The organism is Shewanella sp. FDAARGOS_354 (genome assembly GCF_002209245.2).
In the GTDB taxonomy this organism is placed as follows: Bacteria; Pseudomonadota; Gammaproteobacteria; order Enterobacterales; family Shewanellaceae; genus Shewanella; species Shewanella xiamenensis.
The window spans coordinates 894,532-908,243 of record NZ_CP022089.2 but is presented as its reverse complement, the minus strand read 5'-3'; the positions used below and the strand labels follow the sequence as shown (position 1 = coordinate 908,243).

Below are 13,712 nucleotides of genomic sequence, written 5' to 3'. Positions count from 1 at the left end.
GAAACAGGTGGGCTAACGATACCAGAATCCCATTAAATGTGGAGCATCTTAGGCTGTTTTTCTCCTAAGAATTACTGCTATAAGATAAAAAAACGCTCTTGGCTCATAAAAGCTAGGACTTTGACCATTAACTGATTATTCCGCAATCAATTTAGGCTACATAGTTGAAGACAAATGCCAGATAAAAATATGCCCCTAAGCTGGCTAACTTAAGGGCAAAAGCAAGGTTATAAGTGTGGTTTTAAAAGGCTTACACTGGAATAAATAAGGGGCCTAGGCCCCTTATTGTAACCATTTCAGGGTATTAAATATCGCAGAGCAGCTGGTTTATCGCAACACGACTAGTATGTTTAACTTCTTCCATCACCACGTAGGTACGGGTATCTGAAACAGAAGGTAATTTCAGTAAAGTTTCGCCCAATAAGCGGCGATAAGCCGACATATCAGAAACACGTGTTTTTAATAAGTAGTCAAAGTCACCAGAAACGAGATGACATTCTTGAATATCATCCAACAGTTGCACAGCGCGATTAAACTTATCAAATACTTCGGGAGTATCACGGCTTAATGTGATTTCCACGAATACCAGTAGGGATGCACCCAAGAAATGAGGATTCACCAAAGCAGTATAGCCATTGATATATCCTTGCTTTTCGAGTCGTTTCACTCTTTCTAAACACGGAGTAGGACTTAATCCCACTCTTTTAGATAGTTCCACATTTGAAATGCGTCCATCAATTTGTAATTCATTAAGAATGTTGCGATCGATGCGATCCAAGTCTTTTACAGGACTCTTTTTATTATATGCCATTTATTTAACCTTGCTTTATCACTAAAACAACATTTTATTCTACGTATGTCTAAAGTTCAGCAGCATAAACTGCGTCGCCGATACTATACTAGATATCCCTGAATTAATCACGTTCAGGTCACGATAAAATAACAATTATGCCCATTAAAAGTGGGTTTTTCAGGCAATTGAGGCTCAAAAATGATTATTGGTGTACCAAAGGAAATTAAAAACCACGAGTATCGTGTCGGTATGGTTCCTTCAAGCGTTCGCGAATTGACAATCAAAGGTCATGAAGTGTTTGTAGAAACGAATGCCGGCACGGGAATTGGTTTTACTGATCAGGATTATATTGATGCAGGCGCAAAAATATTAGCAACTGCTGCTGAAGTCTTTGCTAAAGCAGAGATGATTGTAAAGGTAAAAGAGCCTCAAGCAGTTGAACGCGCCATGCTGCGTCATGACCAGATTTTATTCACTTATCTGCATTTAGCACCGGATTTACCACAAACTGAAGATTTAATTAAAAGTGGTGCCGTATGTATCGCTTACGAAACTGTGACCGATGACCGTGGTGGCTTACCGCTGTTAGCCCCGATGTCAGAAGTGGCTGGCCGCATGTCTATCCAAGCGGGTGCGATGGCGCTGGAAAAATCTTCTGGTGGTCGTGGTATGTTATTAGGTGGTGTACCCGGTGTTGAGCCAGCTAAAGTTGTGATCATTGGCGGTGGCATGGTCGGTACTAATGCAGCGCAAATGGCTGTTGGTATGGGCGCTGATGTAGTTGTGCTTGATCGTAGCATCGATGCACTACGTCGCTTAAACATGCAATTTGGTTCTGCTGTTAAAGCGGTTTACTCGACTGCCGATGCGATTGAGCGCCATGTATTAGAAGCTGACTTAGTCATTGGTGGCGTATTAATTCCTGGTGCTGCGGCACCTAAACTGGTGACACGTAGCATGATTTCTCGAATGAAACCAGGCAGTGCTATCGTAGACGTTGCTATCGACCAAGGCGGTTGCGTGGAAACCTCCCATGCAACGACTCACCAAGATCCAACTTACATCGTTGATGACGTAGTGCACTACTGTGTAGCGAACATGCCAGGCGCAGTAGCCCGTACATCAACCTTCGCTCTCAATAACGCAACTCTGCCTTATATCCTTAAGTTAGCTAACTTAGGTTATAAAGCCGCCCTGTTACAAGACAAGCACTTACTAAACGGTTTGAACGTAATGCACGGCAAACTGGTTTGTAAAGAAGTGGCTCAAGCATTAAATCTTGAGTACACAGCGCCAGCAAGTTTATTAGCCTAATCATATGAGAGCCTAGGTTCACACGGACCTACTCTGCTTTGTTCGGCCTCACTCTGTTGAGGCCGATTTTTTATGCAGATCACAATTATCTTCACTCACGCCGGTTTTAAGCCATAGCCTTAGTAAACTCAGGCTGACAATTTGCCTTAGGATTCGATTAGCATAATCTAAAAGAATCACCAAACATCGCTTTACCCCTACAGGTAAATTCCCTACAATCCATGCAATTTGCTAAAAGCACGGAGAGAAAAATGAGCCAAGTCAGACATAGTAACCTATTGATTTTAGGTTCAGGTCCCGCAGGATACACCGCTGCAGTTTATGCTGCGCGCGCAAACTTAAAGCCTGTGATGATCACAGGTATGCAGCAAGGTGGTCAGTTAACGACCACGACTGAAGTTGAAAACTGGCCAGGTGATGCAGAAGACTTAACGGGTCCAGCATTAATGGAACGTATGCAAAAGCATGCGGAAAAATTTGATACTGAAATTCTGTTCGATCATATTAATGAAGTGACGCTAACTGAGCGCCCTTTCCGTTTAAAAGGCGATAACGGCGAATATACCTGTGATGCGCTAATCATCGCCACTGGCGCCTCTGCCCGTTACCTAGGACTTGAGTCTGAAGAAGCGTTCAAAGGACGCGGCGTATCGGCCTGTGCAACCTGTGATGGTTTCTTCTATCGTAATCAAAAAGTTGCAGTGATTGGTGGTGGTAACACAGCCGTTGAAGAAGCACTATACCTAAGCAATATCGCCGCCGAAGTGCACTTAATTCACCGTCGCGACACCTTCCGCTCAGAAAAAATTCTTATCGACCGTTTAATGGATAAAGTCGCCAACGGCAACATTATCCTGCATCTAGACCAAACCATGGAAGAAGTGGTTGGTGATGCAATGGGTGTAACAGGTCTAAAAATGAAGAGCACCAAAGACGGTTCTATCACTGATCTAGCCGTTGCCGGTGTGTTCGTGGCCATTGGTCACAGCCCAAACACAGGGATTTTTGAAGGCCAATTAGAGATGAACAACGGCTATTTGAAGGTGCAGAGTGGTCTCCAAGGTAACGCCACGCAAACCAGTATAGAAGGCGTGTTTGCCGCAGGAGATGTGATGGATCAACATTACCGTCAAGCGATTACCTCTGCGGGTACAGGTTGTATGGCAGCATTAGATGCCGAGCGTTACTTAGACGCGAAGAAATAATCTACTGTAAGTCTTATCTAAACTCAAATAATAGCAGGCACAGGTTAACTACCTTAGCCTGCTTTTTTTTATCTGCATGTTGTGGCTAAAAAACAGCAACAAAAAAAGGGACCAAATGGTCCCCTCTTAAGTGCGACAAACTAATTGCTTAGTTTAACGCTTCTTTTGCTTTTTCAACTAAAGTTGCAAATACAACTTTGTCAAATACAGCGATGTCAGCCAAAATCTTACGATCGATTTCGATAGACGCCTTTTTCAGACCGTTGATGAAACGGCTGTAAGACAGACCATTTTGACGAGCTGCAGCATTAATACGTGCAATCCACAGTTGGCGGAATTGACGTTTTTTCTGACGACGGTCACGGTAAGCATATTGACCAGCTTTAGTTACTGCTTGAACAGCAACGCGGTAAGTACGGCTACGAGCGCCATAATAACCTTTAGCTAATTTTAAAACTTTCTTGTGACGAGCACGTGCGGTTACACCACGCTTAACTCTTGGCATTTTCTAATCTCCTAAATTAAGCGTATGGTAATTGACGCGCGATTGCTGGAACGTCAACTTTGGCAACTAAACACTTGTTACGTAAGTGACGCTTACGCTTAGTGCTCTTTTTGGTCAGAATGTGACGTAAATGGGCTTGCTTGCGCTTGAAACCATTAGCGGTTTTCTTAAAACGCTTCGCTACACCTCTGTCGGTTTTCATTTTAGGCATTACTAAAACTCCGCATTGGGATGTTAAATAAAAAGCAAGGCGAGCGAAGGCATATAGCCTTCGCTACTTTATAGGTTGCCCTACTTATTTCTTTTTAGGCGCTAGCACCATGATGGCTTGTCGGCCTTCCATTTTCGGGAAGGATTCAACAACTGCATACTCATCCAAATCAGTCTTAATACGGTTCAAAAGATCCATACCAAGATTTTGGTGGGCCATTTCGCGACCTCGGAAACGCAGCGTAATTTTCGCTTTGTCCCCGTCTTCCAGAAAACGTATCAGGTTGCGTAGTTTTACCTGATAGTCGTTTTCGTCAGTTCCAGGACGGAATTTAATTTCCTTAACCTGAACCTGCTTTTGCTTCTTCTTTTGTTCCTTGGCTGACTTAGCCTTATCAAACAGGAACTTACCGTAGTCCATAATGCGACATACTGGAGGTTCAGCATTTGGACTAATTTCAACGAGGTCTACACCTGCTTCATCTGCCAAATTCTGAGCATCTCTGATGCTCACCACACCAATAGCTTCACCATCAATGCCGGTTAAGCGTACTTCTGGTACACCTGTGATTTCTTCATTGATTCTATTAGGGGCCAGCTGACGCCCTGCTGTTTTCTTGATCTTTATGACCTATTCCTCCAACAATTTGAGACTACGGAGCGAAATCTGTTGATGGATTTTAGCGGCGAAATCTTCAATTCGCATCTTACCTAAATCAACGCCATCACGAGTACGCACCGCGACTTCCTTATTTTCCATCTCTTGATCGCCAACGACCAATAAATAAGGGACACGCCTTAAGGTGTGTTCGCGTATTTTAAAGCCTATTTTCTCATTCCTCAAGTCAAATGAGGCACGAATACCTTGTTCTTTGAAGAATTTGACCACTTCTTCAACATAATCAGCCTGTTTGTCGGTGATATTCATCACGACAACTTGCATTGGCGCTAACCATGTTGGGAACCGACCAGCATATTCTTCAATTAGAATACCTAAGAAACGCTCCAACGAACCTAAAATTGCACGATGGATCATCACAGGCGTTTGACGGCTATTATCTTCCGCCACATAAGTTGCACCTAAACGGCTTGGTAATGCGTAGTCAAGTTGCACTGTTCCGCACTGCCATGCACGGTCTAAACAGTCGTGCAGTGTGAACTCAATCTTAGGACCGTAGAAGGCACCTTCACCCGGTAAAATAGTGAATTCAATATTATTAGCACGTAAGGCTTGTTTCAACGCTTCTTCAGCTCTATCCCACATCGCATCGTCACCGATACGTTTTTCTGGGCGAGTTGATAGTTTTACCACGATGTTTTCAAAACCGAAGGTAGAGTAAGTATCGTATACCATTTGGATACAAGAGCTGACTTCTGCTTGAACTTGATCTTCAGTACAGAAGATATGGGCATCGTCTTGAGTAAAACCACGTACGCGCATCAGACCGTGCAGTGAACCTGATGGCTCATTGCGGTGACAGCAACCAAATTCCGCCATACGCAGTGGCAGATCACGGTAAGATTTCAAGCCTTGGTTGAAAATCTGTACGTGGCCTGGGCAGTTCATTGGCTTAACCGCATATTCACGGTTTTCACTGCTGGTGGTGAACATGGCTTCTGAGTACTTATCCCAATGACCAGAACGCTCCCACAGTACGCGGTCCATCATGAGTGGACCTTTCACTTCTTGGTAAGTGTATTGATTTAACTTGCGACGAATGAATCTTTCTAACTCAAGGAAGATACTCCAACCGTCGTTATGCCAGAACACCATGCCGGGTGCTTCTTCTTGCATATGGTATAGATCGAGCTGCTTACCAATCTTGCGGTGGTCACGTTTAGCCGCTTCTTCGAGACGAGTTAAATAGGTACTCAGGGCTTTTTTGTCAGCCCATGCAGTACCATAAATACGTTGCAGCATCTTATTTTCAGAGTTACCGCGCCAGTAGGCGCCGGCAATGCTCATCAATTTAAAATGCTGGCAAAAACGCATGTTTGGCACGTGAGGACCACGGCACATGTCGGTGTATTCTTCGTGATGATACAGAGCAGGTGTCGCATCTTTGCTAATGTTTTCATCCAGAATCGCAATCTTATATTCTTCACCGCGAGCGGCGAAGGTATCACGGGCTTCTTGCCAGCTTACAACGCGTTTCACTACGTCATAGTTGGTTTTTGCCAGTTCAAGCATACGTTTTTCGAGGGCTTCGATATCTTCTTGAGTCAGCTTATGCTCAAGATCGATGTCGTAGTAGAAGCCGTTATCGATCACAGGACCGATCGCCATCTTGGTTTGTGGCCATAATTGCTTGATTGCATGGCCTAATAAATGCGCACAAGAATGGCGAAGGATTTCAATACCTTCTTCGTCTTTAGCGGTAATAATAGAAAGTTCGGCATCGGTTTCGATAAGATCGCAAGCGTCTTTGAGTTCGCCATTCACGCGACCAGCGATACAGGCTTTCGCAAGACCAGGGCCAATATCAGCGGCAACATCGAGAGTCGATACGGGATGTGCAAACTCGCGTTTGCTACCATCAGGAAGTGTAATTACAGGCATGAAATATCCTTGTCCAGTGGTGACCCACACGTAGGGCCACATGGTGATTAAGTAAAAAGAGTAATGCTCGCGAGGTTAAGACAGTACAGGAGTCTTAGCCGCCTTGCGTAGCAGGCAGTTATTCTACGGGATCGTCTTTAATACACGCAAGTTAAATGGCCCGATTGCGGGGCTTAACGCCCAAATCGATGCATTTATTAAAACCAATCCGCGAAGTTTTCCGTTAATTCATCATATTGCAGTCAATCGTTCATGTGGCAGTCATTTAACGCCCCTACGCTATGCGCGTTAAATGACCGCGAGATTCTTTGTTATTTGCCATAACAAATGCCGTTGCCGTCACATCGCTGTAAATAATGAAGCAAAAGGAGTTGGTATGTTCACGAGTATCCTATTGACGGTTGCACTTAGCCAAGTCGCCCAGAATTCAATCTCTGTTAACCCCATACCAAAAACACAACCTGAGCCGATAGTGGTTCAAAGCCAAACTGTAGTACATGTACAATTCGACACCATTGGCTTACAGGCCGATATCCATGCCGAGCTTTTGCTACAGATAGAACGACTATCGCAGGCCATTAGTGACAATATAGAGGAAGGCATATTACCGACGGCGCCTGTCGAACTGATGACTGTAAAGGATTGAGTTAACTTAACTGGTGCACATGCTTGACGGTTCTTACGCTAGAAAATTTTAGTGAAAAAAGTACCAAGCGCTGAGCTGAATGGAAAAATCTAGTTAATGAGATTTTGATATCGACTTTATCTAAGCTGCCACGGCACATTCTTGTATACTCAAACAAAGCCAGTATGAAGGCTTAGCGACAAATATCATCCCTTCGTTAGCGAGGAGTTGCGCCATGAGGATCATGAATAAAGTCATTGCCTGCCCCCACTGCGGACACCATCAACATATTAGTATTGATGCCAGCAGCGGCGATCAGGATTATTACGATGACTGCCGAATTTGTTGTAACCCCATCCACCTGCGTTTACATGTGGATGATGCCCGCCGAACCATAGAGTTATATATTGACTCGGACGACGAGCAAATTTATTAGGCATGTTGATTAAGATTGGCCGCTAAAACGTTTAGCCAGCACACGCTCAACGGTGTCGACGATGGCTTGGGTTTGGCTGTCAATTTCGATATTTAACTCATCACCAACCTGACATTGGCCTAAATTGGTCAACTTAAGAGTTTCTGGGATCAAGTGCAGCATAAAAGTACTCTCGGTCACCTCGCCAACGGTAAGGCTGCAACCATTTACCCCAACAAAGCCTTTATAGAGAATATAATTCATCCATTTAGGATCGACGCTTAAGGTCAGATCATAATGTTGCTCGGTGTGACTAATGTGACTGACTTTTGCCTTGGTATGAATGTGTCCAGATAGGATATGGCCGCCAATTTCGCTACCAAAAGTCAGAGAGCGTTCAATGTTAACGCGCTGCCCAACGGATAAATTTGCCAAGTTAGTCAATCTTAAGGTCTCTTCCACTACATCGAAAAATACCCTATCATCAACGACCTGAGTCACCGTCAGACATACCCCGTTATTTGCCACACTTGCGCCAATTGCAAGTCCCTCATGCAAATCAGGTTTAAACGCTACCTCAAGGGTATTGAGGCCATCTTTCTTATGTATTGCAACCACCTCACAGGTGGCTTGAACTATACCAGTAAACATTTTTTGCTCGCTTATTCGTTAAAGGCTGTATTTATGAATCATTCAGGCTTTCAGGCCAAACGCTTAATTCAACTCGCACTTCCAGTGTTGATCGCCCAAGTGACACAAACCATGATGGGGTTTATCGACACTGTAATGGCGGGTCGCGTCAGTGCGGTCGATATGGCCGCAGTTGCCGTGGGAACCAGTCTTTGGTTGCCCGCAATTCTATTTGTACAAGGGCTACTGATGGCGTTTACGCCATTATTTGCCCATCACAATGGCGCAAATAATCAGAAAGCCATTCAACCTTTGGCGTTTCAAGGCGCCTACTTAGCCTTAATTGGTGGCCTTGGCGTAATGGCGTTTCTCGCATCCGCGCCACTCGTGCTCAGCCATATGAATTTAGAGCCCCAATTGTACAACTTAACCATAGGATATATCGACGGTATTTTATGGGGCGCGCCCGCATTTGTGCTCTATCAAGTATTGCGTGGTTGCAGTGAGGGGATTTCTTATACCTTACCTACCATGATCATCGGTTTTGTGGGGCTCGCCGTAAATATTCCAGCAAACTATATCTTTATTTATGGTCACTTCGGCGTGCCTGCCATGGGCGGCGCTGGCTGCGGTGTCGCAACTGCATTGGTATTTTGGGCCATGTTGATCGCCATGACGATTTATATGCAGTTTCATAAGAAATTTGCCGCATTGGCACCCTTTAGCCAATTCCATCGCCCCGATTTTACCACCATGAAGAAGATGACCAAGCTCGGCATGCCAATCGCGATGGCGTTATTTTTTGAAGTAAGTCTGTTTGCGATTATCGCCCTGCTGCTGGCGCCATTAGGCGCAACTGTGGTGGCAAGTCATCAGATAGCGTTGAACTTCTCCGCTATTGTATTTATGTTGCCACTGTCGATTGGTATTGCCGTCTCGATTCGTATTGGCTACTACCTTGGCCGCGATCGTGCAGATATTTCTGCCGTGGTGGCTAAAGTCGGATTGTGGTTGGCACTATCGTTGGCCTTATCGACGGCAATCTTAACGGTGATATTCCGCTTTCAAATCGCCGAGTTATATAACAGCGATCCTGAAGTGGTGGTACTTGCGGGCAGTTTGATGTTGATGGCCGCGCTATATCAACTATCTGACTCAGTCCAAGTGGTTGCCGCTGGTGCACTACGTGGATATAAGGATACCCGCAGTGCATTTTATATTACGCTGTTTTCCTATTGGGGAATCGGCATGACCTTAGGTTATACCTTGGCGTATACCGACTTTATCGTACCCGCCATGGGCGCCCATGGCTTTTGGGCAGGATTGATTGCAGGTCTCACCTCTGCGGCGCTGCTGTTTTTTATCCGTCTACGTTATATTCAAAAGCATGGCGTACATTTAAGTCTGATTGAAGGCGACAGCGTGCACCATTGACATAGGACATAATTCACTGAATCAACGGCGAGCATTAGCTCGCCGTTTTGTTTAATTTCTTTTAATTTTGCAATCTTTGAAGCCTAACATGCCGTTTTATCAGTAACTTTGCTGAAACACTGGGCAAGTTGCACAGCAATTCACCATTTGACAATAAAATTCGTTTTTTTGCTTGCCAGCCTTTCGCTATCCCCCTAATATAGCGCTCGTTCGAAAGCGAGATGCGTTTAGCGGTTTCGATATAGCTAATACAATGCACCCGTAGCTCAGTTGGTTAGAGCACTACCTTGACATGGTAGGGGTCGGTGGTTCGAGTCCACTCGGGTGTACCACTCTTTTCACAGAGTCTAAAAAGTGAAATTCAAACAGTGCACCCGTAGCTCAGTTGGTTAGAGCACTACCTTGACATGGTAGGGGTCGGTGGTTCGAGTCCACTCGGGTGTACCATTTCTAGCTTTAACTATCTATAAAACCTCAATTTAATATAATCACCCATCAAGATGCTTAATTTTTATTTGTGCCTAAGATAAAATTTTCGAACCTGTTCTAGGTTTTTCCACAAACATTCAAACATGTCCCTCCCTTCGGCTCTGCCTGATTTTGCCTCTATTGCTTAATCCACATTTACCGCTCTTCCCCCCCAAAAAAATTCGCTGTTTTCTCTAAATTTGTACCCATTTCGCGCCAAACCTGTTGGCACAACATGCTTTTGATGATTTTTTGTTATTACCATCGTAGTTAGCCCATAGATGCTGATAACAGACTCGTTTTGCGTGTATCTAGATAAACATTCAACAACGTAACAATTTTATCACCATGAGTACGACGGGTAATGCCGCCTAGAAACAGCAAAGCCGCAATCTAATGTGCGGCTTTACAGAGCAAGACATTGGGGAAATTAGGCGTATTTACGTACCTTTTTTAAGGCGATTTGTTGCTTCAATGCCGATAAATGCTCGATAAACACTTTACCGTGTAAATGATCAATTTCATGTTGCAAAACAATGGCTAAAAAGTCGTCGGTTTCGATTTCAACCGCTTTGCCTTGTCTGTCTAAGGCGGTGACTTTGACCTTTTCGAAACGGCTCACTTTCGCGCGATAACCAGGGATTGAAAGACAGCCTTCTTCACCCACATACTCGCCAGACTTTTCAACAATCTCTGGATTAATCAGCACTAAGGGTTGGTCACGGGTTTCGGATAAATCGATCACAATCACCGCATCTGTACTGCCCACTTGGGTAGAGGCCAGACCGATACCATCGTCAGTGTGGTACATGGTTTCGATTAAGTCATCGATAAAACCCTGAATCGCTTCTATATCTTTTACGGGTTGCGCTTTGCGTTTTAGACGTTCATCGGGAATTGTCAGAATATCGAGTACAGCCATGCCTGTTTCATCTCTTATGGAGTCAAAAAAATTGGCGCCATTATGAACTATTCCTGTGTTTTCTCAATATTCAAAACTAAATAGTTTAATAAAAATCATTACAATCGATTTTTTAGATTTACATTACGGCTTTTCAAACTAGCCTCTATTTCACTTGGCCTTTATTTAACGCTACACTGGCTCACCTTTTTCATGGTTTTATTTGGCATCATCATGCGGTTTGCAAAAGATAAATCTCCACTTTATCGCTACTTAGAGCAAGATAAGGCTAATACGCCAGACGAGTTAGGCAATACACAAGAGATACGAAGTCATGTCCTATCACCCATGGCGAAGATTTGGCAGATTGTAGCGATGATCCCGCCCAGCAAAGTAAGCAGTTATGGTAAGATCGCCGATTTCGCAGGGTTACCAGGACGCGCTCGCTATGTATCCAGGGCTCTCAAATTGGCCCCCGAACATTTGTCACTTCCTTGGCATAGAGTACTCAATAGCCAAGGAAAAATTTCCTTCGAAAAACATTCAGCCTCCTTTCAGGAACAGATGGAATTATTGCGCCTTGAAGGTGTAATGGTGAACTGTGGCAAAGTGAACTTGTCTGAATGTGAGTGGCAACCGGATATGGCAACCTTAGTGATGTCAATCCCGTTCTAATTTAATATATTGATCTAAAAACTATTTATTCCAATATAAACTCGGTTATAAACACTTAAATTTGATAGCTGAGCCATAGGATAAGCAGTGTTAGACGCTTTCTGTTTGCGATATAAAGGAGCATTAATTGCGCACAATTCCAACGTTATTCGTGAGTCTCGCACTCACCCACAGCGTATTTGCGATGGCGGCGCCAACGCCTTTAACGCCTCAAACTGCTGAATATCAAGTTAATTATGGTGATGTTGAACTGGGTAAGGCCAAGTATCAACTGCCAGCCATAGAGGATGGCGTCTATAAATATCGCTTCGACAGCGATCTTAGCCTGTTATTACTGACCGATGTGCGCCATGTACTGAGTGAGTTTGCCCAAGAGGGCAATCAATTATTACCCCTGCGCTATTTGCATGAGCGCCAAGGTGTCGGTCCGAATTTTATCGAGCAAACCGCCTTTGCCAAGGGGCAAGGGATGATCCATACCCGTTATAAGGATGAAAAAGGTAAATTCCCCTTCGAAGGCGATATTTTCGATCCGTTAATGGTGCAGCTGCAGTTTCGACTCGATATCAGCGCTGGCAAAGAAGTGCTTGATTATAAAATGATTAAATCTAACGAGCTCGATGAGTATAAGTTCCATGTGATTGGTAAGGAACGGATGACAATTGAAAGCGGCAGTTATGATACAGTCAAAATTGAGGTAGTGCGTGACAATCATAAACGCCAAACCTTCTTTTGGATGGCGCCGGATTTAGCCTACCTCCCCGTTCGTCTAACGCACTTTGAAAAAGGCAGTAAGCAGCTAGATATCAAACTGCTTAAGTATCATTTTGACGATGTGCCAGTTGAAGCCGCGCCCGCTGCCGTTGATACTGAAGTTCCGACGGAGCAGAAAGTACCTAAACTCCTCGGCACAGGCGCGAATTAAGCCAGTTACACATTTATCGCAATTTAAGATGGATTTAGCGCTGTTTCTAAGATGCCGTAACAACACAGCACAAAACATAAAAGGCCAAACGTGAGTGACTCCGTTTGGCCTTTTGTGTCTTATTTAATTCCGTCAAAGTGCAATGACTGACTGTTACAGCGCCCCAATTACAAATCGATAAGCAGCTCACCTAAGCGGAACAACTTCCAATTACCGGGTTGCATCACCTGCCAGTCTTCGTTTTCGGTTAGCGGCCGAGTGGCAATTACAGTCACGACATCGTGTGGCGTGGTTTCTTTATCAAAATCAATCACTACATCGGTATCAATTAATTTTGCCTTGCCAAACGGCGCCCTGCGGGTGATGTAACACAGATTATTACTGCAATAACTCATCAAGTATTCACCATCGCTGAGGATCATATTAAACACCCCAAGCGCACGGATTTGTTCGGCCAGCGTTGCCACAAATCGAAACACCGCTTGCATATCTTCAGGCCGACGATCACCAAACTTGGACGCGATTTGCTCCAATATCCAGCAAAAAGCCAGCTCGCTGTCGGTATCACCAACACTCTGATAACGAGACACCTGAAACTTCGCCTGATAATCGCTTAACTGACCATTATGAGCATAGGTCCAATAACGGCCCCACAACTCACGGGTGAATGGGTGAGTATTTTCAAGGGAAACACAGCCGCGATTGGCCTGACGAATATGGCTTATCACCACCTCGCTTTTAATCGGATAGGATTTGATCAATTTTGCAATGTGCGACTCACTACTCGGGCAAGCATCTTTAAAAGTTCTGCTGCCACGGCCCTCATAGAAAGTTATCCCCCAACCGTCAACATGGGGCCCAGTGACGCCACCACGCTGTGCTAAACCCGTAAAACTAAAAACAATATCGGTCGGCACATTGGCGCTCATCGCCAGTAACTCACACATGTTTATCGCCTTTCTCTATCCAAATATCCACAGTTTTGCATTGTAACTAGTTGATGACATTTGTGGAATGATCAAAGGTGACAAAAAATTTAAACAATTGTTTGA

General features: G+C 44.4%; 15 protein-coding genes and 2 tRNA genes. 9 read left to right on the top strand and 8 right to left on the bottom strand.

All coding sequences use genetic code 11. The features are described 5' to 3' along the window. Nucleotides 1–304: 304 nt before the first annotated feature. Nucleotides 305–811 (bottom strand): leucine-responsive transcriptional regulator Lrp, encoded by a 507-nt coding sequence (lrp, locus tag CEQ32_RS04175; RefSeq protein WP_037418431.1) that lies wholly within the window; start codon nt 809–811, stop codon nt 305–307. 180 nt (nt 812–991) lie between these two features. Here lrp and ald point away from each other — a divergent pair, with 180 nt between their 5' ends. Further along, the gene (ald, locus tag CEQ32_RS04170) at nt 992–2,107 is read left to right on the top strand and encodes an alanine dehydrogenase (RefSeq protein ID WP_037418428.1); all 1,116 of its coding nucleotides are present in this window, start codon (nt 992–994) and stop codon (nt 2,105–2,107) included. Between the two features lie 251 nt (nt 2,108–2,358). Beyond that, nucleotides 2,359–3,312 (top strand): thioredoxin-disulfide reductase, encoded by a 954-nt coding sequence (gene trxB / locus CEQ32_RS04165; protein WP_011622726.1) that lies wholly within the window; start codon nt 2,359–2,361, stop codon nt 3,310–3,312. A gap of 148 nt (nt 3,313–3,460) precedes the next feature. Here the strand turns inward: trxB and rplT are convergent, their stop codons facing one another. The 4 genes from rplT to thrS all read right to left on the bottom strand — a co-directional run bounded on the left by rplT (nt 3,461) and on the right by thrS (nt 6,587). Then, entirely contained in the window at nt 3,461–3,817 is a 357-nt protein-coding gene (rplT, locus tag CEQ32_RS04160) for a 50S ribosomal protein L20 (protein WP_006081652.1), read from the bottom strand. 16 nt (nt 3,818–3,833) lie between these two features. Beyond that, the gene (gene rpmI / locus CEQ32_RS04155) at nt 3,834–4,028 is read right to left on the bottom strand and encodes a 50S ribosomal protein L35 (RefSeq protein ID WP_011072303.1); all 195 of its coding nucleotides are present in this window, start codon (nt 4,026–4,028) and stop codon (nt 3,834–3,836) included. A gap of 84 nt (nt 4,029–4,112) precedes the next feature. After that, on the bottom strand, nt 4,113–4,655 hold the full coding sequence (gene infC, locus CEQ32_RS04150; RefSeq protein ID WP_011072302.1) for a translation initiation factor IF-3: 543 nt from the start codon (nt 4,653–4,655) through the stop codon (nt 4,113–4,115). A 3-nt stretch (nt 4,656–4,658) separates the two neighbouring features. Next, nucleotides 4,659–6,587 carry a threonine--tRNA ligase gene (gene thrS / locus CEQ32_RS04145; RefSeq protein ID WP_088585549.1) on the bottom strand — a complete coding sequence of 643 codons (1,929 nt, stop codon included), beginning with the start codon at nt 6,585–6,587 and terminating at the stop codon, nt 4,659–4,661. A 376-nt stretch (nt 6,588–6,963) separates the two neighbouring features. Here thrS and CEQ32_RS04140 point away from each other — a divergent pair, with 376 nt between their 5' ends. Beyond that, nucleotides 6,964–7,233 carry a hypothetical protein gene (locus CEQ32_RS04140; RefSeq protein WP_226871867.1) on the top strand — a complete coding sequence of 90 codons (270 nt, stop codon included), beginning with the start codon at nt 6,964–6,966 and terminating at the stop codon, nt 7,231–7,233. 214 nt (nt 7,234–7,447) lie between these two features. After that, the gene (locus tag CEQ32_RS04135; RefSeq protein WP_011622722.1) at nt 7,448–7,648 is read left to right on the top strand and encodes a CPXCG motif-containing cysteine-rich protein; all 201 of its coding nucleotides are present in this window, start codon (nt 7,448–7,450) and stop codon (nt 7,646–7,648) included. Nucleotides 7,649–7,657: 9 nt separating this feature from the next. On the opposite strand, the gene CEQ32_RS04130 is transcribed toward CEQ32_RS04135, so the two are convergent. Beyond that, on the bottom strand, nt 7,658–8,278 hold the full coding sequence (locus tag CEQ32_RS04130) for a riboflavin synthase (RefSeq protein ID WP_055647645.1): 621 nt from the start codon (nt 8,276–8,278) through the stop codon (nt 7,658–7,660). 33 nt (nt 8,279–8,311) lie between these two features. On the opposite strand from CEQ32_RS04130, the gene CEQ32_RS04125 reads away from it, so the two are divergent. From CEQ32_RS04125 to CEQ32_RS04115, 3 genes are all read left to right on the top strand, one after another. Next, nucleotides 8,312–9,691 carry an MATE family efflux transporter gene (locus CEQ32_RS04125; RefSeq protein WP_037427637.1) on the top strand — a complete coding sequence of 460 codons (1,380 nt, stop codon included), beginning with the start codon at nt 8,312–8,314 and terminating at the stop codon, nt 9,689–9,691. 255 nt (nt 9,692–9,946) lie between these two features. Next, nucleotides 9,947–10,023, top strand: a tRNA-Val gene (locus CEQ32_RS04120). A 38-nt stretch (nt 10,024–10,061) separates the two neighbouring features. After that, nucleotides 10,062–10,138: transfer RNA gene (locus tag CEQ32_RS04115), tRNA-Val, on the top strand. A gap of 451 nt (nt 10,139–10,589) precedes the next feature. Here the strand turns inward: CEQ32_RS04115 and def are convergent. Beyond that, nucleotides 10,590–11,081, bottom strand: a complete 492-nt coding sequence (gene def, locus CEQ32_RS04110) for a peptide deformylase (RefSeq protein WP_037427638.1) — start codon at nt 11,079–11,081, stop codon at nt 10,590–10,592. Nucleotides 11,082–11,291: 210 nt separating this feature from the next. Between def and CEQ32_RS04105 the strand changes: the two genes are divergently transcribed. Next, entirely contained in the window at nt 11,292–11,735 is a 444-nt protein-coding gene (locus tag CEQ32_RS04105; protein WP_122040788.1) for an MGMT family protein, read from the top strand. Nucleotides 11,736–11,862: 127 nt separating this feature from the next. Beyond that, a complete protein-coding gene (locus tag CEQ32_RS04100) occupies nt 11,863–12,660 on the top strand; it encodes a DUF3108 domain-containing protein (RefSeq protein WP_037419101.1) in 798 nt (265 codons plus the stop codon). Nucleotides 12,661–12,827: 167 nt separating this feature from the next. Here CEQ32_RS04100 and CEQ32_RS04095 read toward each other — a convergent pair whose 3' ends face one another. After that, complete coding sequence (locus CEQ32_RS04095; protein ID WP_037419104.1) at nt 12,828–13,607, bottom strand: class II glutamine amidotransferase; 780 nt, start codon at nt 13,605–13,607, stop codon at nt 12,828–12,830. Between the last annotated feature and the right edge of the window lie 105 nt (nt 13,608–13,712).